The organism is Corynebacterium aquilae DSM 44791 (genome assembly GCF_001941445.1).
Taxonomy (GTDB): domain Bacteria; phylum Actinomycetota; class Actinomycetes; order Mycobacteriales; family Mycobacteriaceae; genus Corynebacterium; species Corynebacterium aquilae.
Window position 1 is genome coordinate 1,953,398 of sequence record NZ_CP009245.1, and the last position, 26,722, is coordinate 1,980,119.

General features: G+C 61.9%; 19 protein-coding genes. 5 read left to right on the forward strand and 14 right to left on the reverse strand.

Features of this window, described 5'->3' with window-relative positions; translation table 11 throughout:
• Positions 1–124: 124 nt before the first annotated feature.
• From CAQU_RS08230 to CAQU_RS08280, 11 genes are all read right to left on the reverse strand, one after another.
• Complete coding sequence (locus CAQU_RS08230; protein WP_084562938.1) at positions 125–1,975, reverse strand: FtsW/RodA/SpoVE family cell cycle protein; 1,851 nt, start codon at positions 1,973–1,975, stop codon at positions 125–127.
• A gap of 16 nt (positions 1,976–1,991) precedes the next feature.
• Positions 1,992–3,428 (reverse strand): UDP-N-acetylmuramoyl-L-alanine--D-glutamate ligase, encoded by a 1,437-nt coding sequence (gene murD / locus CAQU_RS08235; protein WP_075728588.1) that lies wholly within the window; start codon positions 3,426–3,428, stop codon positions 1,992–1,994.
• 197 nt (positions 3,429–3,625) lie between these two features.
• Positions 3,626–4,726, reverse strand: a complete 1,101-nt coding sequence (mraY, locus tag CAQU_RS08240) for a phospho-N-acetylmuramoyl-pentapeptide-transferase (RefSeq protein ID WP_075726818.1) — start codon at positions 4,724–4,726, stop codon at positions 3,626–3,628.
• Positions 4,727–4,822: 96 nt separating this feature from the next.
• The gene (locus tag CAQU_RS08245; protein ID WP_075726819.1) at positions 4,823–6,319 is read right to left on the reverse strand and encodes a UDP-N-acetylmuramoyl-tripeptide--D-alanyl-D-alanine ligase; all 1,497 of its coding nucleotides are present in this window, start codon (positions 6,317–6,319) and stop codon (positions 4,823–4,825) included.
• Positions 6,320–6,669: 350 nt separating this feature from the next.
• The gene (locus CAQU_RS08250; RefSeq protein WP_075726821.1) at positions 6,670–8,187 is read right to left on the reverse strand and encodes a UDP-N-acetylmuramoyl-L-alanyl-D-glutamate--2,6-diaminopimelate ligase; all 1,518 of its coding nucleotides are present in this window, start codon (positions 8,185–8,187) and stop codon (positions 6,670–6,672) included.
• Between the two features lie 286 nt (positions 8,188–8,473).
• The gene (locus tag CAQU_RS08255) at positions 8,474–10,276 is read right to left on the reverse strand and encodes a peptidoglycan D,D-transpeptidase FtsI family protein (protein WP_075728590.1); all 1,803 of its coding nucleotides are present in this window, start codon (positions 10,274–10,276) and stop codon (positions 8,474–8,476) included.
• Positions 10,277–10,512: 236 nt separating this feature from the next.
• Positions 10,513–11,205 carry a cell division protein FtsL gene (gene ftsL / locus CAQU_RS08260; RefSeq protein WP_157108954.1) on the reverse strand — a complete coding sequence of 231 codons (693 nt, stop codon included), beginning with the start codon at positions 11,203–11,205 and terminating at the stop codon, positions 10,513–10,515.
• 12 nt (positions 11,206–11,217) lie between these two features.
• On the reverse strand, positions 11,218–12,267 hold the full coding sequence (gene rsmH, locus CAQU_RS08265; protein ID WP_075726825.1) for a 16S rRNA (cytosine(1402)-N(4))-methyltransferase RsmH: 1,050 nt from the start codon (positions 12,265–12,267) through the stop codon (positions 11,218–11,220).
• Positions 12,268–12,511: 244 nt separating this feature from the next.
• The gene (mraZ, locus tag CAQU_RS08270) at positions 12,512–12,943 is read right to left on the reverse strand and encodes a division/cell wall cluster transcriptional repressor MraZ (protein ID WP_075726827.1); all 432 of its coding nucleotides are present in this window, start codon (positions 12,941–12,943) and stop codon (positions 12,512–12,514) included.
• A 580-nt stretch (positions 12,944–13,523) separates the two neighbouring features.
• The gene (locus CAQU_RS08275) at positions 13,524–13,916 is read right to left on the reverse strand and encodes a DUF3040 domain-containing protein (protein WP_075726829.1); all 393 of its coding nucleotides are present in this window, start codon (positions 13,914–13,916) and stop codon (positions 13,524–13,526) included.
• 325 nt (positions 13,917–14,241) lie between these two features.
• A complete protein-coding gene (locus CAQU_RS08280) occupies positions 14,242–14,757 on the reverse strand; it encodes an SAV_6107 family HEPN domain-containing protein (protein ID WP_169836034.1) in 516 nt (171 codons plus the stop codon).
• A gap of 337 nt (positions 14,758–15,094) precedes the next feature.
• On the opposite strand from CAQU_RS08280, the gene CAQU_RS08285 reads away from it, so the two are divergent.
• Entirely contained in the window at positions 15,095–15,682 is a 588-nt protein-coding gene (locus CAQU_RS08285; protein WP_075726831.1) for a GNAT family N-acetyltransferase, read from the forward strand.
• A 29-nt stretch (positions 15,683–15,711) separates the two neighbouring features.
• Here CAQU_RS08285 and metF read toward each other — a convergent pair whose 3' ends face one another.
• Positions 15,712–16,674, reverse strand: coding sequence for a methylenetetrahydrofolate reductase [NAD(P)H] (gene metF, locus CAQU_RS08290; RefSeq protein ID WP_075726833.1), 963 nt, complete (start codon positions 16,672–16,674; stop codon positions 15,712–15,714).
• A gap of 317 nt (positions 16,675–16,991) precedes the next feature.
• Between metF and CAQU_RS08295 the strand changes: the two genes are divergently transcribed.
• Complete coding sequence (locus CAQU_RS08295) at positions 16,992–18,089, forward strand: polyprenyl synthetase family protein (protein WP_075726835.1); 1,098 nt, start codon at positions 16,992–16,994, stop codon at positions 18,087–18,089.
• Positions 18,090–18,100: 11 nt separating this feature from the next.
• Complete coding sequence (locus CAQU_RS08300; RefSeq protein WP_245797237.1) at positions 18,101–19,660, forward strand: alpha-(1->6)-mannopyranosyltransferase A; 1,560 nt, start codon at positions 18,101–18,103, stop codon at positions 19,658–19,660.
• 103 nt (positions 19,661–19,763) lie between these two features.
• Here CAQU_RS08300 and CAQU_RS08305 read toward each other — a convergent pair whose 3' ends face one another.
• Positions 19,764–20,201 carry an Rv2175c family DNA-binding protein gene (locus CAQU_RS08305; protein WP_169836060.1) on the reverse strand — a complete coding sequence of 146 codons (438 nt, stop codon included), beginning with the start codon at positions 20,199–20,201 and terminating at the stop codon, positions 19,764–19,766.
• 192 nt (positions 20,202–20,393) lie between these two features.
• On the opposite strand from CAQU_RS08305, the gene CAQU_RS08310 reads away from it, so the two are divergent.
• Positions 20,394–22,760, forward strand: coding sequence for a PASTA domain-containing protein (locus CAQU_RS08310; protein WP_075726837.1), 2,367 nt, complete (start codon positions 20,394–20,396; stop codon positions 22,758–22,760).
• Between the two features lie 13 nt (positions 22,761–22,773).
• Positions 22,774–24,036, forward strand: a complete 1,263-nt coding sequence (locus CAQU_RS08315; protein WP_075726839.1) for a glycosyltransferase 87 family protein — start codon at positions 22,774–22,776, stop codon at positions 24,034–24,036.
• Here CAQU_RS08315 and CAQU_RS08320 read toward each other — a convergent pair.
• Positions 23,976–26,705 carry a hypothetical protein gene (locus CAQU_RS08320; protein WP_075726841.1) on the reverse strand — a complete coding sequence of 910 codons (2,730 nt, stop codon included), beginning with the start codon at positions 26,703–26,705 and terminating at the stop codon, positions 23,976–23,978. The genes CAQU_RS08315 and CAQU_RS08320 overlap by 61 nt on opposite strands.
• Between the last annotated feature and the right edge of the window lie 17 nt (positions 26,706–26,722).

The following is a 26,722-nucleotide window of genomic DNA, read 5'->3' on the forward strand; positions in this document are numbered from 1 at the left end:
CCTGCTGCTACGAAACAGCTTTCGTGGCAATTCACCGACAAGCTAGAGCACGCAACCGGGGCATAGACAAAGGAAAACCACCACGCCAACAGCGTGGTGGTTTTCCTCAAATCACAGCCCCCGGCTAGCTGCGGCGGCGACGCCGCTCCGGCGAACCCCCAGTACGTCCACCAGGTGTGTGCGGACGACCAGAACCGGTGCGCCGAGACTGGCTCGGGCGCGGCCGGGGTGGGACAGCACCGGATCCTTTATCGCCTGCCGGCGGCGTATCGCGTCGCGCGTTTCCTCCCGCCACACCTCTCCCCGACCGGCGTTGACGCTCATCGTCACTGGACACGCGCGCCCTGCTGCTGCGGTCGCCGCGGATTGTTTTCGACCGCGCCGTCACCGGAAGCTGGCGGGCAGTCTTGTGAGAATCCTCATCCGCACCGTCCCGGCGTCCACGTCCGGCCACGCCAGTGTGGCGACGCTGGAGGCTATCGTCTGCCGGTGCAGCCGGCACAAAAGGCTTCGGCGCCGGCAAGAACAACCACTTATCAAAGTTCGAACGACCACGATCCTGGATGGCAGACACCGTTTCCGGTTCGTGGCGGGCACAGTTAGCCACCAAGCCAAGTGACGCCAACGTGATGATGGTGGAGGTACCGCCCACAGAAATCAGCGGCAGCTGAATACCAGTCACCGGCAACAGACCCACCACGTAGCCGATGTTGTACATCGCCTGGAACACAATGCCCAGGGTCAAACCACCCGCCAGGAGCCGCAGATAGGGGTCAGCGTTGCGAGTCGCGGCCCGCATCCCAAAAAATCCCAGGCCAGCAAACAGCAGCAGCACCGCGATCGCGCCCACGGTTCCCAGTTCCTCACCGACGATGGCGAACACGAAGTCGTTTTTCGCCTCCGGCAGATAAAACCACTTCGCGCGCGACTGGCCCACACCAACACCAAACAGTCCGCCCTCCGCCAGGGACAGAAAACCCTGATACGACTGAAAGGCCTCGCTTTGAGTGTTGGTGAAGTTTCCGGTGAACGCGTCGATGAACGTCGTCAAGCGGGAAGCGCGGAAGTTCGATCCGCCGCCGTGGCCCCGCAGGATGTAGAAGATGGCGACGGCACCACCGAAAGCGCCGGCACCGGCAATGGTGGAGTAACCAACACCTGCCAAAAACGCGACGATGCCACCGACCACCAACACCGTGATCGCCATACCGAGGTCTTTTTCCAGCAGAATGAGAACCACAATGAGGACCAGCATGACGGTGTAGGTGGCCATGGAATCCCACCGCCGCGGCCGGTTCCGGCGTCGCGCAGCCGTAGCGCTAATACCGGCAAGAATATCTGCCCCCCACATCACCAACGCCAGCTTTGCGACCTCACTGGGCTGCAAGCGCAGCGGACCGAGCTTGAGCCAAGACTGCGAGCCTTTTTCCGCCTCGCCAATACCGATGGGGGTGAACACCAACAGCAGCAGGAACAAGGCCAGCCCAATCACCCACGGCGACAAGCGCCGCAGCGTGGTCGGGGGAATACGCAACGCGAAATAGAAAGACACCAAGCCCAAGGTCACCATGATGGCCTGGCGGAAGAACTGCCCGTAGACGCTGGCGCCGGAAATATAGCGCCCGGAGTCGTCATAAAACGAAGACGGCCCGGTAATGCTGGCCGCCATAATCAGGCCAATAAAAGTCAATGCGCCCGTGATGATGAGCAGCATGGTGTAGTCGACGCTGGGGCGGGATAGAAAGTCCGACAGGCGATCGCCAATCTTTCCCACCACAGAAGTACCCGACGGGCGCGCAGCAGCCACCGCCTGCACCCCAGAGTCCTTCGGCGCGGCAGATGGTTGAGCCACACCTTGGCGTGTGGGGCGCCCACTGCGGGCAGCGGTGCGCTGGCGAGGCTCAGTAGTTCTGCCTTGCGCGCGCTGCGCACTACGCGCCTGGGTGCGGCGGCCGGGGCGTTGGGATTTACTCATATACTCCCCTGTCTCCTTAGCTGGTGGCCGTCAAAGCGCGGGCGGCATGCGCGAACATGTCTCCGCGCTGGCTCATCCCGGTGTACATGTCCAGTGAGGCTGCCGCCGGCGCAAGCACCACCGCAGCACCCGGCTGCGCATAACGCAACGCCGCCTGCATCGCCTCATCCATCGCCTGCGCCGGGTCGGTGGTAGCAACCACCGTATACGGCACATCCGGGGCGTACTCATCAAGTGCAGCGGCAATCAGCGGCGCGTCGACACCGATGATCGATACTCCCAACAAGCGGTGGGCATGATCGCGCACCAACCCGGCAACCTCAGCACCTTTGAGTTGGCCTCCGGCCACCCACACGAGCTTGTCGTGGCCTGCCAACGCCTGGTCGGCGGCGTGCGGGTTGGTGGCCTTGGAGTTGTCGATAAACACAATGGGAGGCAGGTTTTCCTCAACCACCACGCTGTGCACGATTTGGCCCCGGTGCTGGGACACTTCGAAGCTTTCCAAGGCGGAAACGATATCGGCCGGCGGAATCGACTGAGACAACGCCACCGCGGCCGCCGCTAGCGCATCGCTGACACCTGCGGGACCGGGCGGGGAAATGCCTGCCGCAGAACACAACGCACCATGGCCAAAGGCATTGTCGTAGAGCATTCCATCAACCACACCCAACTGGCCTTCAGCAGGCGCACCTAAGGTGAAACCCACCACGGTGGTGTTGGGATCGTTGAGTCGCTCCAGCTGAGCCACCGCGGCGGGGCAATCCAGCCCCACGACCGCCACGTCACCGGTTAACGCCTTAGCTTTCGCCGCCGCATAGCCCGGCATGCCGCCGTGCCAATCGAGGTGATCCTCAGCGATGTTGAGCAAGACTCCGGCAGCGGGGTGCAAAGTATCCGACCAGTGCAGCTGGAAGGAGGACATCTCCGCGACCAGGATGTCGATCCGCTCCGCCGCGGTCAAAGCATCACCAATGGCAACCCCAATGTTGCCGACCGCTTGGGCTTTGGCTTGCCCGGTATCCATCATGGCGGCCAACATGGCTGTAGTGGTGGTTTTGCCATTGGTTCCGGTGACCACCAGCCAGGTGCGGGGAGCGCCGAAGCACCCAGCCTGATCCAACTGCCACGCCAACTCCACATCGCCCATGACGGTGTGTCCCGCCTGCTGAGCTTTTTGCAGCAGCGGGCTAGCCGGGCTCCAGCCCGGAGAAGTCACCACGGCGCTAAACGAGTCCATGCGCTCGGCGGCGGTGGCGGTGTCAATACCGCGCGCCCCGGTCGCTTCAGTGACCCGCAAAAGCGCGGTCTCATTGTCGTCGGCGACAACGACATCCACTCCTAAGGTGGTGAGCATGTGTGCGCACCCGGCACCGGACACGCCCGCACCGCACACCAACACGGTGCCCTGAAGATTACTGGGCACTTGCTGGGAAAATTTTTCGTTCGACACGATACGGAAAACACAACCTTTCACCGACGCATAGGTGGTCTATACCGTGCCGATACTACTGCCCCACCCACCACAATCGTCCCGCTGACACAGGTAGCACCGCGCATTTTTCATCCCACCCCAAGGCTTTCGCAACAAAAACAGGTGCCCTCCCCCACCTTGAGGGAAGAACACCTGCCACAAAACTCACTACACGCGGGCTACACGCTGACTGCTGTCAACCATTCCGAGTAGAACAACGCGATACCCACCAAGCACGCCATCGCGGTAATCAGCCAGAAACGGATAACCACAGTGGTTTCCGCCCAGCCACCATTTTCGAAGTGGTGGTGGAAGGGAGCCATTCGGAAAAAGCGCGTACCGCGGGTCTTGAAGACAGCCACCTGGATGACCACGCTGGCGGCCTCCATCACGAACAGGGAACCGATGATGATCATCAGCAGTTCGGTGCGGCTGGCCACCGAAATACCGGCGACCAGACCACCGAGTGCCAAAGAGCCGGTGTCGCCCATGAAGATCTTTGCCGGGGCGGCGTTCCACCACAAAAAGCCCAAGCATGCGCCCATGCCAGCAGCGGTCAAAATTGCCAGATCCAAGGGGTCTCGCACCTGGTAGCAGCCCGGCTCGGCATGCACCGCACAAGAGTTACGGAACTGCCAGAACGTGATCAACGCATAGGCGCCCATCACCATGGCCGTCGAACCGGCCGCCAGGCCATCCAAACCATCAGTCAGGTTGACCGCATTCGACCAAGCACTGATGACAATAGTGATGAACACCAGGAACATCACCAAGCCCAAGACCGTCACCGAAACCTTGATGGGGAAAGTGTCAATGTCGCGGATAAACGACAGCTTCCCGGAGCCGGGGGTCAGCCCCTGGGCGTTGGGCAGCTGCAGCACGCCCCAACCGAAAGCCAAAGACACGCCAAGCTGACCGATGAGTTTGGCCTTCTTGTTCAGACCAAGGTTTCGTCCCTTTGCGAGCTTGATGTAGTCATCGGCAAAGCCCAGAAGACCTAAGCAGACAGTCAAGCCCAAGACCATCAATCCGGAGGCGGTAAACCCGCCGGTGCCCCGGGCTAGGGAAATCAGGTTGGTCACCACATAGGCGACAACGATGCCAGTCAAGATGGCAATGCCACCCATGGTGGGGGTGCCACGCTTACGCAGGTGGGATTTCGGTCCTTCCTCGCGGATCTCTTGGCCCAAACCTTCGGCGCTGAAAAAGCGGATCAAAGCTGGGGTGAAGAAGATCGACACCAGGAAACTTAATGCCCCACTGATAATGATCTGTTGCACGTGTAGTCGGTCCTTTGGGTGGTTGAGCTAAGTGGCGTGTGGTTGTTTTCGTTCACTCTGAACTGCCGTGCGGTGCGCGACAGCAAAATGAGTAGTTTAGGCCGGGTTCCCGACGAGTCCGTGTGCGACTCGCCACAGTCCTTCGGCGTAGGAGGCCTTCACCAAGACCACTGGGGAGGGTACACCGTCGGCAATCACCGTGGCGAGTTCGTTTTCGACGAGATTGATGGCGGCATCCACACTGTCGGCGGTCATGGTGTGAACTCCGATCTCGGCGGCGCGGTTCGCCAAAGCCCCAGTGTGCACCCCAGTTCCCACCGCGACCAGCGTGCTAATACCACGCTCGTGCAGCACCTCCGCCAGGGCGACGTGCTCCTCGGTGGAGGCCTCGCCGAGCTCGCCCATTTGGCCCAACACGGCGATGGTGTGTGCCCCACCACGTGCCGCGCTAATTCGAGCCAGCGCATCAATGCCGGCGCGCATGGAGTCGGGGTTAGCATTGTAGGAGTCGTTGATCACGGTGAGCCCATCCGGGCGGGACTGGATGTCCATGCGGTTGGCACTTGCGGCGGTGTGGTGTGCCATCGCCTCCACCGCCTTTTCCAGGGCGATCCCGGATTCCACGGCGGCGGCGATCGCGGCCAAGGCATTGGCAACCTGATGTTCACCGGAGACGTGCAAGGTCAGCGGGATGCGGTGCTGTGCATGGCACACCACGAAGCTGGGGCGCGCCAGTTCGTCCAAGGTGATCTCGTCAGCGAAGTATTCGGCTGCCGGGTCTTGGGTGCTAAATCGCACCACTTTAGCTTGCGTGCGCTCAGCCATCGCGGAGACAAAAGCATCGTCGGCGTTGAGTACCGCCACCCCGCCGTCGGCTGCTGCGGGCAGTGCTTCGACGAGTTCGCCCTTTGCTTGGGCGATGACTTCGCGACCGCCGAATTCCCCCAGGTGTGCCGTGCCGACGTTGAGCACCACGCCGATGCGTGGGGGCGCAACCTGCGCGAGGTGGGCGACGTGCCCCAGCCCGCGGGCGGACATTTCAGCAACCAGGTACTTGGTTGTCCGGTCGCACTTCAACACCGTGTACGGGTGGCCGATTTCGTTGTTGAAGCTTCCCGGCGGCGCCACGGTGGGGCCGGCCGCGGAAAACACGGTAGCCATCATGTCCTTGGTGGAGGTCTTACCCGCAGAACCGGTGACCCCAATGATGGTCATGCCGCGGTGCACCAGATCGTCGGCGACGTGGCGGGCTAGTGCGGACATGGCGGCCAGCACTGTCGCTGCAGCACCGGTCGGATCGTTGGCGAAGGCTTCCGCGTTGTCTTCGGGCTGCTCTTGGGCGGGCGCGATGACCGCTGGGGCGTCCACGGGACGGGCAGCCAACGCGGCCACCGCACCATGGTTTTTTACCGCGTCGCGGGCGAAATCGTGACCGTCGACCCGTAGTCCCGGCAAGGCCACAAACAACCCGCCGGGTTGCAGTTTGCGGGAGTCGAATTCCACCCCGGCGGTGACCTGGATGCTGGGATCGTCGACAAGATCGCAGGTTCCACCGGTGATGGTTGCAATCTCGTCCAGAGTTAAAGGAATCATTGGTCTCGCCTCATGGTTAAGCTGGTGCGCCCCACACATGCCTAGCGTCCCGCTAACGGGGGCGTAGGACAATGTGCAGGCTGGTGTGGGCGGTGGCGCCACTAGTTAGTGAAAAATCTACCGGCAGCAGCCGGCATAGGCTCAAAGGCGCAGTGCAACGCCCCGGAAAACTTCGGCGGGCGTACACCCACGCGACCTTTCCTTAAAGAAATCTTAGAATACTGGACGCATGGGGAACAGCGCCGCCGGCCCGGACGGGTTATTTTTTGTTAAAACCTCAGCGCCGGTGCCCCTTCGCGTCTTGTGCCCGGGCAAGCCACACCGGGGAGACAGTGAGCTGTGGGTGGTTTTTATAGTCGGCCACGCTGAGCGCGCTGCATCAGGGAGCGTCGCAGCTCTACCCGATCGTCGAAGGGGTGGGTTACCCCATTAATCAACTGGCCGGTTTCGTGTCCTTTTCCGGCGACCACGATGGCGTCACCTGGTTGGGCCCAGTTGACGACCGCGTCGATGGCGCGGGCACGGTCCCCAATGACGACGACGTCGACTTCCCGGTCGAGTTCGCGGCGGGCGGCGTGGGCGCCTTCTTCCACCGCATCACGAATCAGCTCGGGGTCTTCGCTACGCGGGTTGTCATCGGTGATCACCACGAAATCGGCGCCTTTGACTGCCTCGGCACCCATGATGGGGCGTTTGCCAGCGTCACGATCGCCGCCGGCGCCGACGACGATGCCGATCCGGCCCGGTACTTGGCCGCGCAGAGTTTCCAATACAGCTGCGATTGCAGCGGGCTTGTGGGCGTAGTCCACCACGGCGATGAACCGCTGGCCGACGTCGACGCGTTCCATCCGGCCGGGTACCGCCAGCTCGCGCAGTGCGTTCGCACACGAGTGCAGGTCTTCGCCCACCTCGGCCAGCATGCCCAGGGCGAGCGCCGCGTTGGCGACGTTGAAGCGGCCGGGCAACGGCAGGGTGACCACGGTTTGTTTGCCGGTTTTTTCGTCCACGAAGGTGAAACTGTGCCCGCCACCCTCGGTGGGGATGGCATCGCGAACGACGAAGCGTGCGGGAGCATCGATGCCCGCGTTGACGTCTACGGCGTCGGCGAAGTCGGCGTGTTCTTCGGCCAGTCGGGCACCCCACTGGTCGGCGAGGACCACCACGGCTCGGCAGTCGTCGTTGAGGTCGGTAAACCATTGGGCTTTCGCCTCGTAGTACTCCTGCATGCTGTGGTGGAAGTCGAGGTGGTCTTGGGAGAGGTTGCTAAAACCTTTGACCGCGAAGCGGGTGCCCGCGACTCGACCGAGGGTAATAGCGTGGGAGGACACTTCCATGACTACGTGGGTGACCCCCTTGTCGACCATGGTGGCAAACAGCTGCTGCAGGGTCGGGGCCTCCGGGGTGGTCAGGGAGGTCGGGATTGGTTCGCCGTTGATGCGGGTGCCGGTGGTGCCGATCAAGCCCACGGAGTGTCCGGCTTTCATCAGCGCTGCCTCCACCAGGTAGCTGGTGGTGGTTTTGCCACTGGTTCCGGTCATGCCGATGATGGTCAGTTTGTGGCTGGGGTTGCCGTAGAGTTCGGAGCTGGTCGGCCCCAGGACGCGGCGAACGTTGTCGACCACCACCAGGGGGCGGGTATCGCCGGCGGCTTGCAGGATTGCGGCGCCGTCGGCGTCGGTGATAATGACCCCGGCAGCGCTGTCGGCGGCATATTCAGCGCCGTGGGCGCGGGTGCCGGGGACGGCCGCAAATACGTCTTGCTGGCCGCATGCCTGGGCGTTGATGCTGATTCCGGCGACGGTTAGCTCGGCGGGGTGAACAATACGGCCACCGGCAACTTCAGCGAGATGCTCCAAGGTAATCGACACGCTGCTCCCTCTCTTCGTTCCTCTCAGTGCGCACCGTCGCCCTTAGGTGTTTTCAACCACTGGGTGAGCGGCCCGGTGGGTCTGGTGCGCGCCAGCCATGCCATATGCATGGCTGTGTTCTAGTCGTCTAAGCCTAGCCGAAAAGATGAATGTGCCGAAGATGATCAGGCAGTGTTGCCGGTGCACTGCGGTAGTGTTCGCACTCCCGGCGGGCAGTGGGCCTTGGGGGTTTGAAAAGCTTCACCCCACCGCATCGGCGGGTTGCCGATGCGGTGGGGTGGGGTTGTCAGTTGGGGGCTTGCAGAATCAGTTGGCCCGGGGGCGGCGGCGACAGGGGCACGTTGTCTCGGTCGAGTAGCCAGGAGGCAATGTCGTGGAACAGCGGCGCGGCGGATTGTCCGCCTTCACCGTGGACGCCGCGCTGGGGGTTATCGAGCATGAGCGCGATGACGAAGCGGGGGTCGTCTGCGGGGGCGATGCCGGCGAAGGTGATCCAGTAGTTGGAGTTGGAGTAGCACTTGCAGTTGGGGTCGATCTGCTGTGCGGTGCCGGTTTTACCGGCGATTTGATAGCCCTCGACGCCGGCACCCGCGCCGGTGCCTTGTTGCACTCCGGTGGGGTCGCGTTGGATGACTGCCTGGAACATGCTGCGGAGGGTGGCGGCGGTTTCTGGGGAAATCACCCGGTGGCTGGGGGCGGGGTCTGGGGTGGTGACGGTGCCGTCGGGTCCGATGACGTCTTTAATGATGCGCGGTTCGACGCGCACGCCGTCGTTGGCGACGGTTTGGTAGATACCGGCCATTTGGAGCAGGTTCAGGGAGAAGCCTTGGCCGATGGGGAGGTTGGCGAAGGTTCCGCCGGACCATTGGTCTTTCGGGGGCAGGAATCCGGGGTTTTCTCCGGGGAGTTCGATACCGGTGGGGGTGCCGACGCCGAATTTTTTCAGCAGGCTGGCGAAGCGGTCTTCGCCGACGCGCTGGGCCAGCATCAGGGTGCCGACGTTGGAGGATTTTCCGAACACGCCGGTGGTGGTGTACGGAACCACGCCGTGTTCCCAGGCGTCTTTGACGGTGGCGGATCCCATGGTGATCTGGCCCGGTACTTGGAGCACTTCGTCGGGGGTTGTTTTGCCGTCTTCGATGGCGCCTGCCGCGGTGACGATTTTGGCGACACTGCCGGGTTCAAAGGCGGCGTAGAGGGATTCGTTGGTGAAGTCTTTGCCCTCTTCAAGCTGTTTGGCGACGTCACCGTTGGGGTTGACGGTGCCGGAATTAGCCATGGCGAGGACGGTGCCGTTTTTGGCGTCGAGGACGACGGCGGAGGCGGTTTTTGCTCCGGAGTTCGCGACGGCTTGTTCGAGCTGTTGCTGGACGTAGGCCTGGAGGTCGATGTCGAGGGTCAGTTCGATGGAGGAGCCGTTGGTGACCGGCAGGGTTTCTTCGAGGGAGCCTGGGATGACTTGGCCGCGTACGGAGACTTCTTGTTTGCGCATGCCGGCGTGGCCGGACAGGGTGGAGTCGGCGCTGGCTTCGAGTCCGAATTGGCCGACGCCGCTCATTTCTGTGCGACCGATGATGTTTTCGCCGATGGCCCCGTTGGGGTATTGGCGGATGTCTTGGCGGTCGGCGGCGACTTCGGGAACATCGCGGGCGACGAGGGTGGCGATGTCGGGGTCGACGTTGCGGATGAGGACTTCGTACTGGCTGTCTTTGTGCAGGGTGTCCAGGATGTCGTCGACTTTGACTTTTTCGGCCATGGCGGCGCCGCCGTATTGGGCGACGGCGTCGTGGATTTTGTTGGCCAGCGTGGTCAGTTGTTTGTCGACGGTGTTGGCCGGGTTGTAGCGGGCGGGCTCTTGGGCATCGAGTCGCACTCGGTTGGGGCTGATCGTCAGGGAGCGGGCGGGCAGCGTGAACGCGAGGTTCGCCCCGTTGCGGTCGAGGATGGCGCCGCGCCGTGGGGGTTCATTGTAGATGCGGGTGCGCTGGTCGAGGGCGTTGGCTTTGAGTTCGTTGCCGTGGAAGGCGTGAAGCCAACCGATGCGGATGACGATGAGCACCACGAGGGTGAGCACCACGAGTTGCAGGATGCGGGAGCGGGAGGAAAAGGTGGTGCTGGCGTTGCGATGTTGTTGGGTCGCCGGATCGTAGGTGAGCTGTTGCCGTACCTTGCTCAGCAGGCTGGGCGCACCTTCGGCCCGGTTGTGGGGTGCGCTGGAAACACCACGACCCCCCTGACCGGCGCCTGTGGTGCGGCGCTGTTGGGGGGTTTGGTTGGGTGCGGGGCGTGGGGTTCGTCGCCGCGGGTTACGCTCGTCGCGTGGGCTCACTGATTATCCCTTCGCGTGGCCTCGTAGGGTGCGGTTGCTGGCAGTGGCTGCAGGTTGGCTCCTGCCCCGGGGATTGCTTGGGGTGCGGGGACGACCTGGTCGGCGACTGCGGCAACGTCTGCCGGGTTGGTGGTCGGTGCCAGTGGCTTGATTTTTTCGCCGTTGATGTCGACCAGCGGGCGGGTCTTGGACGGGTCCGCTTCTCGCAACTGTACGACTTCACCCTTATCGTTTACTGCCAAAACACCGGGTTGATCCGGAACAACCATGCCCATTTCCACAGCGCGCCGTGCGATTTCGGCGGCACTGCCGGCGTTGCGGACGTTGCGGTTGAGGGTATCGATCTGGTTGTCGAGGAGTTCTTCGTTGGCTTTGAGCTGGGCTAGTTCGAAGGATTGTTTGGTGGCTTGGCCACTGAAGAACATGGTGATGGCGACGCCCATGATGAGGAGCGCGGTGAGGATCACGGCGAAGCGGATGAACGCCGGATCGGATTTCGGCATCGGCACTCGCCGGCCGCGGGTGCGGCTGGGCAGTACGGTGGTGCCGGTGGTGTTGGGCAGCGTAGTGGGGCGACGCACACCGGGTGTGGCCGGTCGGGTGCGCAGCGCCGCAGGCCCGGTGGTGCGCAAGGGCCGGGTCGTGCTGACGCGTGCGGTGGCCTGCTGGGACTGGTGAGGTGCTGCCATGGTCATCGCGGTTTACGCTCCCTTGATGGTGTCGGGGGTGTCTGTCAGTTGTTCGGCTCGTACGCGCCGTGCGGCGCGGACTCTGACCGGCGCGGAGCGGGGGTTTCTGTCCACTTCTTCCGGGGTGGCTTTTTCTGCACCCCGGGTCAGTAGCTCATAGTCAGGTGCGGTGCCGGGCAGGTCGATGGGCAGACCCGCCGGGGTGGTGGAGGTGGTGAGGGTTTTGAGTGCCTTTTTGACGATGACGTCTTCGAGGGACTGGTAGCTCATGAACACCATCGTTGCCCCCACCGCCATGTGTGCGCTCATGGTGGGGATGAGTTGCGCCAGCGAGTCCAGTTCGCTGTTGACCTCCACGCGTAGCGCCTGGAAGGTGCGCTTGGCGGGGTGGCCGCCGGTGCGGCGGGTGGCGGCGGGAATGGTGTTGTAGAGCAGTTCGACCAGTCGCGCAGAGGTGGTGAAGGGCTGCTTTTCACGTTCCTTGAGCACCGCTGACGCGATTTTTCCGGCGAATCGCTCATCGCCGTATTCCTTGAGGACTCGTGCGAGATCGCCGTGGCTGTAGGTGTTGAGGATGTCGGCGGCGGTGACGTTAAGGCGTTTGTCCATCCGCATGTCCAGGGGCGCATCGACCCGGTAGGCGAAACCTCGCTCTTCCTGGTCGAGCTGCATGGAAGAAACCCCCAGGTCGAAAAGTGCGGCGGCGACCCCGTGTGCGCGAGCGGCGTCGAAGGCCGGCCCCTGCCCTTCAGCTAGGACCTCGGCAACCCCATCGAAGCGGGTGTGCACCCCGACGAAGCGTTCGCCAAAGCCAGCCAGCCTTTCACGAGCCCCGCTGAGCGCGATCTCATCCCGGTCGAGCCCGATCACGAAGGCGTCGGGGAAGGTCCGAAGGAAATGCTCGGTGTGTCCACCAGCACCTAAGGTTCCGTCGATGATGACCGCGTTGCTGCCCAGGGCTTGCACCCCGGGGGCGAGCAGTTCGGTGACTCGATCCCGCATCACGGGGACGTGACCATGGTTGGCCTGCAAATCGGCATGAATGTCGTGCTGATCAGCCATGATGGCACCCCCCTTAAGGCAAGGATTCGTGGTGTGAACTAGAGAAAAATGTGGCCGCCCCGGGGCGGCCAGGCAGAGTGCGTACAGAGCTCCGCTCGGACGTAGTGACCCTCTGATGTTGGGGAAGTGCACCAGAGATTGGTCCCTTACAGCCCGAGCAGAGTTCGTACACGCACTCTGACTCGAATCTCACCGCAAAAACGCGGTGAAGAATTCAGGTTGTTTAGTTGTCGAGGTTGTCCCGCTAGAGCAGTTCCATCAGCACAGCATCCTCGCCAGCGGAAAACGTTGCTTCGTTTTCCTTCTGGTAGGTCGCCCAGGCTTCCGCATCCCAGATTTCGAGGAAATCCACGGAACCGATGACCACGCAGTCTTTCGTCAAGCCCGCGTATTCCCGGTGCTCGGCGGACAACTTGATGCGGCCGTTGCCGTCGGGGCGCTGCTCATCGGCGCTGGCCGCCAACGTGCGGATGAAGGCACGCGCCTCCGGATTGGACCGCGACTTTTCGGCCACTTTGCGCAAACGCTGCTCGAAAGCTTCCTTCGGATGCACCGCCAGGCTGCGATCCTGCCCCTTAACGATCGCCAGTCCGCCGGCAAGTTCATCCCTGAACTTGGCGGGCAAAGTCAATCGCCCTTTGTCATCCAGCTTGGGCGTGTAGGTGCCAAGAAACACTGAACTGGCACCGTCCTTCCCATGCTGCAGAGTCATGATCGTCACCTGAAGGCCAAAACCTCCGGGCTGCGCAGGCGTCGTATCTCCCCGTCTCACCTCGCCGAATAGCCGAAGCAGCCAGCGACAGATATGAAACTTTGAGACACTCTTCCTTTACGCGTCCCCCACAATACCCCACTTTGCCCCACATTCGGAAGAAAAAACACCAAAACTTCTTTCAATTAAGCATTAAAGCGCTGGTCAACTACAGGAACTTCAGGTGGGGCGCCAACCCCACAGCACCCCCACCCAAACCACGCAACACCTCCCCCACCCACCCACAAACCCACCACCCTACAAACCCAAATAGAGCGAATAACCAGCACTTTTACCCACAGCACGAAGCAAAAACCCAAACATGCCCCACAGCAGATATGACTGGCGTGGGGCAAAGTGGGGCAAAAGGGAGAAATCGCAAAAACCCGCGTCCCGGTGGGGCGCGGTGGGCCAGTGTGGGGCCACAACGCTTCAGGCATAAAAAAAGAGGGCCAGCATCACGCTGACCCTCTGCGCGGTTGCTACACAACCAACATCACAGACGTTACTGTTCGAAACGCTTGCGGAAGTTATCCTCCATGCGCTGACCCAAGCCCGAATCCCCCGCAGACTTCGGCATCTTGCTCACCCCACGCGGACCACGCGACAGCGAGACGGAAGCATCCTCGGCATCATCGGAGGATCCCCCCTGCAAAACCCAAATACCGGTACCGAACATCACCACGAAGCCGACCACAGACAGCCACATAAAGTAATGCGAAATGGTGAACAGGGCGATACCGCCAATCAGCAGCACCAGCCCGAGCAGCCCGAACGCCACAGCCTTAGCGCTGAAACCCGGCTTGCGCGCACCAGCGCCACCAAAGGCCGGATCGTCAGCATACAACTGGGCTTCAATTTCGCGAAGCATCCTCTGCTCCTGCTCAGATAGAGCCACTGTTCCTCCTGTATGCAATGGGTAATGCAATATCGTTTGGCCTGCACTCCATTGTAGGACGAACGCAAATACCGACCGAAACGGCATCGACCTTCACCCGCCAACAGCAACGTGCACGCGGTGCCCGTGCGCCAACCATCACCACTTCCCCAACAGCCCAACACGGGGCCTGTCGACGAGTGGGCGTGTACTGCGGTGGTTTCACAGCATGGTGCGCACAGGCGGTTTATTCATGTAACGACAACACTACCGACAAAGTTCCGGCCACAGCGAACAATTCACAGAAGTTCTACCCCAGCCTTAACACCCACAAGGATTGTCACCGCTATGCAGCAGCCGCAGTGTGACCTTCTCCACCAACAGTCTGCGCATTGAAATCCTGCACCAGCGCGATGAGCTCATCTAGCACGTCCACAGGCACATGCGGCTCAATGCCACTGGCAACACGCGAACGAATCCGCGAAAACGAACCCAACTTTTCCGCCCACGCGGCAGATTCCGCACCGACGAGAGCCAACTGCTCCCACGCCCCGGAAGGAAGACGCTTGCGGGCAGCAATCACCGGGGAGGAGGCAATGCGGGCACCGGCAGTACGCAAACCCGCCTGATACGCATACTCCAAGGCAGTAGCCAGATCTTGTGAAGCTCGCGCCGCCAGCGCCTGTTCAAGCAAGGCATCGGCGCTTTCCAAGAAAGATTCACGGCTTCGCGAACGCGTACCAGCCTTCGCAGAATGACGAATTTTCGACAGCGTCGCCGAGGGAATGCGCACCGGCGCGCGGTCATGCCCCTGCACAGCCTGTGCCGGGACCACAAAAAGTGCATTCTCCTTGACAGCCATGGCCATCTCCTTTTCGTCAAACTCTTATCACCGCGCTCACCCATTGGCGCGAGCAAGCATGTGGTGTTTTTGTTAGCCGTCACTCTAAGAGGACGTCCGCAAGACCATTCTACAAATCTTCGAACAAGTTTTCTATCCCCTGTGGAAAACCATCCCTCCCCCACCTCGCTTCTCTCGAGCAAAAACCCCGCCCAATCGAAACACTGCTAGTCCCCCAATCCCGAACAAGCTGGCGAAGACCCCAAAAGCACAAAGTAGCACCACCAACCGACTGCACTCCGGGGAAGAAATCCAGTAATGCCCAGACAAAAATCTCCACACGTGCCACGATGGAAAAGTGAGTTTTTCCGTCGAGCACGTTGCACCCCACCAGTTCGCGGCCCTATGCCCCCGACTGGTGGACATCTATCTCTCGGCAATGGACTACCCCAAAGAGATGTTCGACCACCGAGTCCCCGCCTGGATCCGGGCTATCTACCAGCCGGGTTTCAGCGCTGTTGTGGCCTTCCACACCGAGGTCGACGACCCCAATAGCCTCCCAACCCCCATCGGCGTGGCCTACGGCTCCCTCGGCACCCACCTCGACTGGTGGCACAGCAACGTCCGCCAAGGACTCATCGAACGGGGCTTAAGCACCGACGTCCTGCACAACTACTTCGAACTCACCGAAGTTCACGTCCACCCCACCCAGCAGGGACAAGGCATCGGCAGGCAACTGATCGAAAAACTTGCCCAGACCACCAGCGCTGAGAAAATACTGCTGTCCACACCGGAAGTCCCGGATGAGCACAACAGGGCCTTCCACCTCTACCGGGATCTGGGTTTCACGGACGTTCTCCGACACTTCCACTTTCCCGGCGACGAACGACCCTTTGCCATTTTGGGCGCCCCGCTACCCCTCGCCGAGCGCCAACCCCACCCCTAAGTCGCACCCGACAAGAACAACAGGGGAAATTAACGCAAAACGTCCTGGCCGTGGGCTGCATCCCACGCCGGCGCCATACCCAAATTGTGCAGCACCTCCTGCGTAGCGCGCGCAAAGTTCAGCGTCATGAAGTGCAAGTCCGGCACTCCTTCTGCAATGAGACGCTCCGCCATCGCGGTGGAATATTCAATACCCACCTTGCGGATGTCATCGCGATTGGCTTGTTCATCGCCACGGGCGGCCTTTTCTAGACGCTCCTCCAACTCTCGGGGAAGGTGTGCACCCGACAGCTCGACCTGGCGACGCACGGATCGTAGAGAAGTAATCGGCATCAGACCAGGAATGATCGGCTTTTCTCCCTGCACCGGATCCAAAGCTGCGATCCTGTCTCGAAGCCGCAGATAGTACTCCGGGTCGAAAAACATCTGAGTGATGGAGTAATTCGCGCCAGCCCGCAGCTTATTGACCGTGTGCAAAGTATCTTCTTCGAGAGTGCTCGCCCGATAGTGACCTTCGGGGAAAGATGCGATACCGATATCAAAGTGCGCGCACTCATCAATCGAACGCACCAGCTCGATCAGTTCGCTGGCATAGCGCAGTCCGCCTTCAACCGGAGTCCACTCCCCCAACGGGTCCCCGGGCGGATCGCCGCGAAGCGCCAGCAGATTAGATAAGCCCGCGTGAGCGTAAGCCTTGAGGATGTCACGCAACTCGTCTTCAGTGTGCTCCACCAAAGTCAGGTGCACGAGAGTCGTTAATGGCTTCTGGGCAAGCTGTTCGGCAACACGCTGCGTGCGTGCCCTCGTGCTGCCGCCGGCACCATAGGTGACAGAGACGAAACTTGCACCCAAGTCATGGAAAGTTGCTGCGGCACGATTCAGCCGCTGTTCGGCAGTGTCGTCTCGTGGTGGCATAAATTCCACCGAAAAAGGCACCCGACCAGCCGGTGTCCTGCGGAGCACGTCCGTGATTCCGAGTTGATAATTTTCCATAAGTGGACTTTGTGATGACATAGACGCCCATTCTAGGTGCCAAAAGACGATTGTGTACAGCACAAACACACCCTTAATGGACAGCTTTGTTCAGTTTTACTTGCCCAAGCTGTTCACATGCGGTTAAGCACCCCAAAGTCCCAACGACACCACCACCCCACTACGACCAGCAATACCCCCAGTTACCCCCATTCGGGCGCCGACGCAGAACTTCAGCAGTTCCCACAACACTAACAAACAGCCAGGCATATACGAGGGGCAGGTACCCCCGCGGTCCGTTGCTGGGCCGGTGGAAAAACATGGAAGAATAGGAAGCCATGAGCACCGCTGACGTTTCCGCCCTCACCCCAGACAACTTGCCTGCCGCTGTCACTCAGCGCCTGGACGAATTCCTCACCGCCCAATGCGCCGTTGTCGATGACATTGACAATTCTATTTCTTATGCGGGTCAACTGCTCAAGGATTTTTGCCTGGGTGGCGGTAAACGCATTCGCCCCTTGTACGCATGGGCCGGTTTCGTTGGCGCCGGCGGACTCGACACGTCAATCAACCCCGATCACGTGCTTTCCGCTATCTCCTCCCTGGAACTCATCCAGGCCTGCGCGCTCATCCACGATGACATCATTGATGCCTCCGATACCCGCCGCGGGCAGCCCACCGTGCACAAAGCGGTGCAAGCCCGCCACTCAGCCCACAGCCTCGCCGGGGACGGCGCAGACTTCGGCGCCGCCGTGGCCATCCTCCTCGGAGACTTAGCCCTTGCTTGGTCGGACGACATGCTTTTAACCTCCGGCTTGGACGGGGAAATCCTCGCCCGCGTGCGCACCCCTTGGCAGGCCATGCGCACAGAGGTCATCGGTGGCCAGATCCTCGATATTTCGGCCCACGCCGCCGGGGACGAATCCATGGAGGAAGCCTGGAAGATTAATCGCTTCAAAACAGCGGCGTACACCATCGAGCGCCCGCTGCACATCGGGGCCGCTATCGCCGGCGCCGACGCCGACATCATCCAGGCCTACCGCGCTTATGGCCGCGACATCGGAATCGCTTTCCAGCTACGCGATGATCTCCTCGGCGTTTTCGGCGACCCCGCCGTCACCGGCAAACCCGCCGGCGATGACCTGCGCGAAGGTAAACGCACCGTGTTGTTCGCCACCGCCGTGCAGCAGGCCGACAAAACCAACCCCGAAGCAGCTCGCTACCTGCGGGACAACATTGGACGGGTGGAAACCCCCGAGGACATCCGCACCATGTCCAACCTCCTTATTGAACTTGGCGCCGTCGACCGGGTAGAAGAACACATCTCCCAGCTAACGGCTTCGGGGCTTGCCGCCCTGGAAAACGTCACGCTGGCTGAAGGTGTGGGAGAAATGCTCACCAACCTGGCCATCAAAGCCACCGCCCGGCGCGCATGAGGACCGCTCAGGTGAATGAGACCGCCGTGGCATCGGGTGCCGCTGATAGTGGGGAGTTTCCCGATGCTGCGCATTCGCGCCTGCTGCAGGTTGCGGGTGTCGTTGGTGCGGTAGGTGCTGCGCTGATTGCGCTGGGTTCTTATGGTGCTGGGGCGATTCGTTACCGGGGTGGTGTGGCGGATGCTGTGGGCTTGGTGTGGTTGACCTATGGCCATGGCGCGAATGTGTCCAACGTTGCTTTTTGGTCTGGTTTGACGTTGCTTGTCGCTGGCTGGGTGTTGTTGGGCAAGGGCGCCATTTTTGATGCTGGTGGGGTGGTTGTTGAGCATGTGTTGCGTACTCGGGCGGTGGTGCGTTGTGTGGTTTTGTGGACGGTTCCTTTGGTGTTTGCGGCCCCGGTGCTGAGTAGGGATGTGTATTCCTATTTGATGCAGGGCGCGATGACGCGTGATGGTTTTGATGCTTATAGCCAGGGCGCGATTGCGGATCCGGGTGTGTATCTCTATGAGGTGTCGCATGATTGGCGCACTACGACGACGCCTTATGGTCCTTTGCATTTGTTTATTGGCAAGGTGGTGACCAGCATTGCGGGCGATAATGTGTCGCTGGGTGTGGTGTTGTTTAAGGCGTTGGCGGTTTTTGGTTTTGTGTTGATTGGGTGGACGTCTGCGCGGATTGCGGTGGAGTTGGGTGGGAATCCGGCTTTGGCTTTGTGGTTGGGGGCTGCGAATCCGGTGGTGCTGACGCATTTGATTGGTGGTCTGCACAATGAGGCGTTGATGGTGGGGGCCTCGGGTGTGGCGGTGTTGTTGGCGGTGCGGCGCCGGTTGGTGTTGGCGACGGCGGTGTTGGCTGTGGCTATTGCTATTAAGGCGACGGCGATTATTATTTTGCCGTTTTTTGCGTGGATGGCTGTGGATCGTTTGGTGGCGTCGCGCTCTTTGGGGTGGGGTTTTCCGGCCCGGGTGGGTGCTGCTGTGGGGGCTGGGGTGGCTTTGGCTGCGGAGTTGTTGGCGGTGTTGGCGGTGATTACTGCTGTGACTCGTACGAGTTGGGGGTGGGTTGGTGAGATTAGTGGTAATGGGAAGGTGATTAATCCTTTGGCGGCGCCGTCTTTTGTGGCGGGTGCGGTGATTCCTTATGTTCGGCTTTTTGATGAGGATGCGTCGTTTAACACGGTGTTGGCGCTGACCCGGGTGGTCTCGGGTGTGTTGTTGTTGGTTGGTTTGGCGGCGTGTTGGTTTGTGTTTCACGGCTCGGCGCGGCGTGCGGTGGCTGGCATGGTGGCGGCTTTTGCGGTGGCGACTGTGTTTAATGCGGTGGCTTTGCCGTGGTATTACATCAGCCCGTTGGCGTTGGTGGGTGCGGTTCGTCCTTCTCGCCGGGTGGTGGGTTTTGTGGTGTGGGCGTCGATTGTGGTGGGGATGTCGTTTACGGCGTCGGGTAATCACAAGTTGTATGACGCGCCGTGGATTGTGCCGTTGGGGTTGTTGGCGTGGGGTGTGACGTTGTGGTTGTTGGGGGCGCGGGTTCCGCTGAGTGTGCGGGTGGGGTCAGCCTCGCAGCGTTAGGGCGCGGGTGCGGCGTTTGAGGGGTGCGGATACACTACAGCCCGGCCTGGCGGTTTCCCTGTGTGGGTAACTGCCGGGTCGGGCTGTGCTGTGTGGTGGTGGGTTAGAGGGCCATTGCTTGGGCGCGGCGCATGACTTCGCGGGCGAGGTGTCCGTGGAGGGCGTCGACGGGGCGGCCGGGGAGGGAGTCGTCTTCGGTGAAGAGGAATTGGAGGATTTCTTCGTCGGTGTAGGAGCCGTCGGAGAGGAGTTTGATGACTCCGGGGACGAACTTGTTGATGGTGCCGTCTGCGTGGAAGTACTTTTCTGGCAGTTGGGCGACGCCGTCTTTGGTGACGGCGATGAGTTCGTGTTGTTTGAGGAGGTTTTGCAGGCAGGTGACGACGACGCCCATGCGTTCTGCGGCATCTGGCACGGTGATGACGGGTTCGCCGTCGGGCAGGATGCTGTAGTCGGGGCGGCTAGCGACGGCGGGTGCGAGGTCTTTGTCGTCTACGCTTCCGCGGAGGTCGCGGCCTTGTCCGCGGGGCACGAAGGTCATTTGTGGGCGACGTCGGCCGCGGGCGGAGTTTTTGAGGGTCTTTTTCTTTCCAGACACGTTTCCCAACATTAGTTGTTGTTGGTGTGTTGGTGGCAATTTTTGGGGTGTTTTTGGATGCGTGGTGGTGGGTTTTGGGGGTTGGGTGGTGTGCCGGAGGTGTCGTGGCGGGGGATGTTCTGTAACACTTGGCGTATGGCTTTGCTTAACCAGGGTGATCTTCTCGACGGTCGTTATCGTATTGATACTCCGATCGCTAAGGGCGGTATGTCTGTTGTGTACCGCTGTATTGATATGCGTTTGGGGCGTGCTGTTGCGGCGAAGGTGCTCAATGAGGAGTTTGCGGGCGATGAGCTGTTTCGGGCGCGGTTTCGGCGGGAGGCGCGTTCGATGGCGCGGTTGTCGCATCCGTGTTTGGTGAATGTGTATGACACGTCGTCGTCGGGGGAGCATGTTTTTTTGATCATGGAGTTGATCACGGGGGGCACGTTGCGGGAGTTGTTGGCGGAGCGTGGTCCGATGCCGCCGTATGCGGCTGCGGCGGTGTTGCGCCCGATGTTGACGGGGTTGGCGGTGGCGCATCAGGCCGGCATGATTCACCGCGATATTAAGCCCGATAATGTGTTGATTAATGCTGATCATCAGGTGAAGTTGGCTGATTTTGGGTTGGTGCGGGGCACGAATCGGGGTGATGAGGTTGAGCAGACGATTATGGGTACGGCGGCGTATTTGTCGCCGGAGCAGGTGCGTGGTCAGCAGTTGTCGCAGTCTAGTGATGTGTTTGCCGCTGGGGTGGTGCTGTATGAGTTGTTGACGGGGCAGACGCCTTTTGGGGGTGATTCTTTGAAGGAGGTGGCCTATGCGCGGCTGTCGCAGCGGGTGCCTGCACCGAGTGGGGTGATTGATGGGGTGCCGCCGGAGTTTGATGAGTTGGTGTTGCGGGCGACCGAGCCGGAGTCTTTTGATCGTTTTGGCGATGCTGGGGAGTTTTTGGAGGCGCTGGATGGGGTGGCGCGTGCAGTGGGGTTGCATGATTTTGAGGTGCCAGTGCCGACGAATGCGGCGGCACATCGGGCGAGTGCGGTGCCGACGGAGTTTACGGATTTGTTGACGGCTCAGATTGATCGTTGTGGTGAGCAGTCTGACGGGGTAGCGGATGCGGCGACTGAGGTGTTGCCGCAGTCGGCGGCGGGGGTGGCTGCTGATGCTGAGCCGACGTCGATAATCGCTGGGCACCAGCCTGGTGCGCAGCAGGTGTCCGGGGTGGATGAGACGGCGGTGATTCCGGCGCAGGAGTATTACCCGGAGGTTGAGCCGGAGACGGCGGTGTACCCGTCTTCGCAGCCGGCGGCCGAGGTGGATGTGGCGCCGGCGCAGGCGCCGCGCCCGCATTATGTGCGCCACGATGAGCAGGAGGGGTTGGCCGGCCCGGGCCGGTTGCCGCAGGCCCCTGCGGTGGTTGATGAGCCGCCGGAGCTGGCGCCGGTGCGTAATCGTTCGGCGGTGTCGGTGGTTTTGTGGATTGTGATTGTGGTGTTGTTGTTGGGCACGTTGGGTTTGGGGGGCTGGTGGTTGGGTTCTGGTCGCTATGGGGATATTCCGATCGTGGTGGGCCAGGATTCTGCGCAGGCGGTGGTGTCTTTGGAGCAGGCGGGTTTTTCCCCGGAGACGGTCAAGCAGTATTCGGATACGGTGCCGGTGGCGGAGGTCATCGGTACGGAGCCCGCGGGTGGTGAGCGCCTCCCAAAAGGTAGGACGGTCCGGCTGCTGTTGTCGCTGGGCCGGCCGACGGTTCCGGATTATCCTGCAGATCGCGATGTGCAGGCGTTTTATGAGCAGTTGTCGCAGCGCACGTTGGTGCCCACCCGTGGGGAGGATAAGTTCAGCGATGAGGTTCCGGCGGGTCAGGTGGTTTCCACTGAGCCGCCGCCTGGCGCCGCGTTGAACGTCGGCGCTAAAGTGATAGTTCACGTTTCGAAGGGGCCTGCGCCGGTGAAGGTGCCGGACCTGAAAAACGTCACTGTTGACAAGGCACGTCAGCTGCTGGACAAGGCCGGACTCATCGTGGGAAACACCCGAGAAGAGTTCGACCCCAACGCCGACGGCGGCAACGTCGCCGGTTCCTCCCCGGCCGCCGGGGAGGAACTCCTGCGTGGCTCTAGCGTCGACTTGATCGTGTCCACCGCGCTCAAGGTCCCGAAGGTCGCTGGCCTGTCCAAGGATACGGCCGAGAAAGCCCTGCAGGATGCTGGGCTGCGCGTCGGTAGCGTGACCTACTCCGATAAGCCGGCCCGTGCTGCCACCGTCGTCGAGTCCTATCCCGCCGCCGGTGAACGCGTGGATCCCGCCTACCCGGACGTGGATTTGGTGCTGCCCGCCAAGGTGCAGGTCCCTTCCGTGACGGGCAAGAAAGTCAAAGACGCCCGCAGCGTGTTGGAAAAGGCCGGCTTTAAAGTCGACGCCGACGGCGCCGGCGACGGCGCCAGGGTCATCACCACCAGCCCCAAATCCGGTGAGGATGCCGCGGCCGGGTCAACAGTGGTTTTAAAAACGCTCGGATAAAAAAGAGGTACCGGTGACGTCCTTTGCGGCCAGAAACCACACCATCGCCCGCTGGCTAACCCGACCCTTCGTGGCCTACCTTCTCGGGTTGGCCGGCATAGCCGGGTTCTTCCTCTTTCACCCCTGCCCCACCGGGCCCGGGCTGTGTCTGAGCATTCGCCGCGTCATCGACACCGGTGTTTACTGGGCGGGCGCCCGCGCCTTCATCACCGGCGCGCCCCTCTACGACGTGGGTTTTCCCACCGTCGGCACCACCCTGCCGTTTACCTATCCCCCCAGCGCCGCCCTCGCGTTTGTGCCGCTGACCATCTTCAACCAAGACACCGCCGGCTGGGTGTTCAGCGCCGTCAACCTGTGCTGGCTTGCGGTGATCCTCCGGATGCTGCTGCCCCAGGCCAGCCCCCGGCTCCGGGCCTGGCTGTGGTGCCTGGCACTGCTGGCAGACCCCGTGATCAACACCATCGGCTACGGCCAAATCAACCTCGCCCTCATGGCCCTGGTTCTGCTCGACATCACCCGCGGCCGGGGCCTCGGTCGCGCCCAAGTACTTATCAAAGCCATCCCACCCGGAATGCTCATCGGCGTGGCCGCCGCCATCAAACTCACCCCCTTAATTTTTGTGCTGGTCTACCTCATCCGCCGTGAGCCCAAAGCAATCCTCGGCATGATCGCCGGCGCCGGGATCTCCATCGCCGCCGCAGCAGCACTACGCCCCAGCCTGACCTGGACGTTCTACACCAACACCATCTTCCACGCCGGGCGCATCGGCGACCCCGCCTACGCGCTCAATGTCTCCGCCCGCGCCATCGCGGTGCGCGCCACCGACAACCCCACCACCCAACTGCTGCTGTGGGCGGTCTTGTGTGCCACCACCCTGCTGCTAGTCAGCTGGGCCGGCTGGCGCCACCGGGCAAACCCCACCACGCTAACCACCATCGTCGCCCTCGGCGGGCTCATCATCTCCCCCGTCAGCTGGGCCCACCACTGGGTCTGGCTCATCGCTGCCGCCATCGTGTGCTGGGCGAGCGCCCGCTGGTTAAGCGTCTGGATCGCCATCGCCACCATCATCGCCCCCACCCACGACTTCCTGCCGCGGGGCAACATGGTCGAATACACCTACACCGCAGCCCAGCAACTCGCCTGCGCCCACTACGTCATCCTGGCACTAATCATCTGCCTCACCCTCGCCATCCGAGGTCCCGAAAAGCCGGGCACTCACTGCAAGAACTCATCCACCTCGGCCACAAACTTCATGATCTCAAAACGCAACGGATGAGAGACCAGCTCCGCGTCGGAAAAACACTCCAACGCCTCCATGGCTAAACTGCGCGCCTGCTCCAGTGCGCCCTGCGAACCCGCAATACGGCCCCGCACATACAACACCTCAGCCCGCTTCACCGCGAAACCAGTCTGCTCGAACCCATCTACGGCGGCCACCAAGAAATCCGCCGCCTGCGTCGGATAGCCCGCATTAAAACTGGCCAACCCCATCTCCAACGCCCACTGCGCCTCCCGCGCCACCGGTGTGGTCTCCGCATCGCCCGGAACATTCGCGATCTCCGCACCATGCACCGGATCCAGCAGCAAACGCCGGCGCCTATCCATCAGCTCCTCAATGGTTGCCATATCCTCCACCGACGCCGTACCCGGCCGCTGCGACAAGCCAGAAACCAACGCCAGCAGCGCATCCGCATACTCCCCCATCACTCCCTCATCACGATCCGGCGCCTGGGAAAGGCGCTGCAAAATGTGCACCGCCTCCCGCAAACAACTCACCCCCTCGTCGTACAACTGCGCCTCGAAGAACTGACGCGCAGCCATCGACAACGCCTCCTGGCTGCTGCGCGGCGACTCCACCTGGCCCGCCAATTGGGCCTGCTCCACCAGGGCGCGGGCTGCGGTCTCGTGGTGGCCGAGTTCCACACTCGCATTAGCCAACGCGCCATAAAGATGCGCCCGCACCAACACCGCATCCCCCGCGAACCCGGCGCGCTCGCACGCATCCAAGGCATTCTGGGCCACATCGGCGGCCTCAATAAATCGCTCCTGCCGGTCCAGCAGCAGCGACAAACTCAACCCCGCGGCGGCGTGTGCGAAATTCAGCCCCGCGGCCGCTGAGAGGTTGACCATGTGGCGCAAGTGCTCAGCCGCGTCCCCCAGCTCTCCCAAAGCCACCGCGGCGCGGGAGGAGAACCGGGCGGCACAAAAACGCACCGCCAGGCTGGATGTGGTTTCGCTGCGGCAGGCCCGGTCGCTGGCCTCAATGACGGTGGGGAAATCGTCATACATCAAGGCGGTGGCGGCCTCCACTAGTGTGGCCCATGCCGGCTCCATCTCGTGGGGTTCCTGGCCGATGACGTCCTCGAGCTGTTCCAGGCTGGGGCCTCCCACCACCCGCTCGATGGGGGCCAGCCACAGGGCTGCCCGCAACGCGTTAAAGGCGTGCAGCCAGGCTAGGGCCTGCAGTTCGGAGAGCTGGTCGACGATGTTGGGGTCTTGCAGTGCGCTATCTGCGGCGATTTTTTCGATGGCGACCAGGGTGGCCATGTCGGTGTACAGCATCCCGCGGCGGGCCATGTCGTCGAGGAGTTGTTCAAATTGCCAGCCCAGTTCCGGCGGGTGTACGTCCAGGGCCACGTAGGGCTGCTGCTGGGATGCCGGATCTTTCGGGCTGGTTGCGGTGTCGCCACTGCTCGTCGGTGTCTTTGAGGCAGCGGTGGATGGTTGCCAGGCGGCTGTCATGCCGCTGACGTCGGCGACTTGGTTTGCGCTTGCACCCGTTGGGGCGGGTACGGGTTCGACATCGTAGAGGGCGTCGATTTCTTGGGTTGCGAGATAGGGGTGTGGGTGGCCTGGGCGCGCGTCGAAAGCTTCGGCGATGTCGCGGGCGAGGGTTTCGAAGAAGCCGCGGGCTTGGGCGACGGTGGGCTGTTCCAGATCGGCCCGGGCGAAAAAGGGCAGGCTGGCGCCGGGGATGGTGGTGCTAAGGATTTGGTCGGGGTGGGTGCTTTCGACCGCGTGGAGGAGCAGCGCGGCGGCGGTGGCGGCTTCCAATAGGACCAGCGGTGATTCGGCGTGTTTAAACCAGGGCATGTGGCGCTGCAGGATGCGCACACCACGGTCGAGCCGGTCGGGGCGGCCAGCCGCCCCGGAGATCGCCAGGTAGCGCAGGTGCAGGGGCAAGCTTTCGAAGAAGCGGGGCGATTGTTGGTAGCGGCGGTAGGCCCGGATGTGGGCGGCCCAGGCCCGGTCGTCGCGGCCGGTGCGCAGCCAGGGTTCCAATAGGATGCTCAGGAGTTCTTCCGGGTTGCGGTCGCATTGGGGGGCGTCGACGGCGAGTGCCTGGTCGCCGAGTTCGACAGCTTTTTCCCATTGCTTGTCCCTGATGGCGTGCATGATTTCGTAGCCGGGTTCGCAGCCGAGGCAGTCGCTGAGTTCGCTGCGGGGGGCTGCGAGGTATTTGTGGAAGTAGGTTTCGGCGGCAGCGGTTTCGCCCATTTCGCGCAGCCAGCTGTAGCGGCGGATGTAGACGGGGCGCAAGGATTGGCCGCGGGAGAGGTAGAACTTCTCCATGTGGTCGAAGATGTCTTCGCACTGTTGGTAGGGCACCGTGGGCACGGAGCGGACGGCGACGAGGACGTACTTGTAGTACCAGCCGACGTCGTTGCGGGCGTCGTCGTCGAAGAGTTCCGGGTGGCTGTTCAGCGTGGATTCTAGCCACACGAACGGGGCGATGACCTCGGTGAGTTGGCCGCCCATGGCATAGGCCCCGCAGAGTTGGCTGTAGCAGTAGACGGCGAGTTCCATCTCGCCTGCGTCTTCGGCGGCGGTGGCGGCTTGGGCCCATAGGGCGGAACAGCTCGGCCCCCAGGGTGCGCCGAGCGCACGGTCGATGAGGTCGTCAAGATCGCGGTCGGGGCTTTGGGGGTTTTGCTGTTCGTCCATACCCAAAACTTACCCGT

What these genes read in the sequence shown, in the direction of transcription:
- CAQU_RS08230 (WP_084562938.1), bottom strand. Translation starts at nt 1,975, where the DNA reads ATGAGTAAATCCCAACGCCCCGGCCGCCGCACCCAGGCGCGTAGTGCG.
- CAQU_RS08245 (WP_075726819.1), bottom strand. Translation starts at nt 6,319, where the DNA reads ATGATTCCTTTAACTCTGGACGAGATTGCAACCATCACCGGTGGAACC.
- ftsL (WP_157108954.1), bottom strand. Translation starts at nt 11,205, where the DNA reads ATGGCAGCACCTCACCAGTCCCAGCAGGCCACCGCACGCGTCAGCACG.
- rsmH (WP_075726825.1), bottom strand. Translation starts at nt 12,267, where the DNA reads ATGGCTGATCAGCACGACATTCATGCCGATTTGCAGGCCAACCATGGT.
- CAQU_RS08280 (WP_169836034.1), bottom strand. Translation starts at nt 14,757, where the DNA reads ATGGCTGTCAAGGAGAATGCACTTTTTGTGGTCCCGGCACAGGCTGTG.
- metF (WP_075726833.1), bottom strand. Translation starts at nt 16,674, where the DNA reads ATGGAAAATTATCAACTCGGAATCACGGACGTGCTCCGCAGGACACCG.
- CAQU_RS08295 (WP_075726835.1), top strand. Translation starts at nt 16,992, where the DNA reads ATGAGCACCGCTGACGTTTCCGCCCTCACCCCAGACAACTTGCCTGCC.
- CAQU_RS08305 (WP_169836060.1), bottom strand. Translation starts at nt 20,201, where the DNA reads ATGACCTTCGTGCCCCGCGGACAAGGCCGCGACCTCCGCGGAAGCGTA.
- CAQU_RS08310 (WP_075726837.1), top strand. Translation starts at nt 20,394, where the DNA reads ATGGCTTTGCTTAACCAGGGTGATCTTCTCGACGGTCGTTATCGTATT.
- CAQU_RS08320 (WP_075726841.1), bottom strand. Translation starts at nt 26,705, where the DNA reads ATGGACGAACAGCAAAACCCCCAAAGCCCCGACCGCGATCTTGACGAC.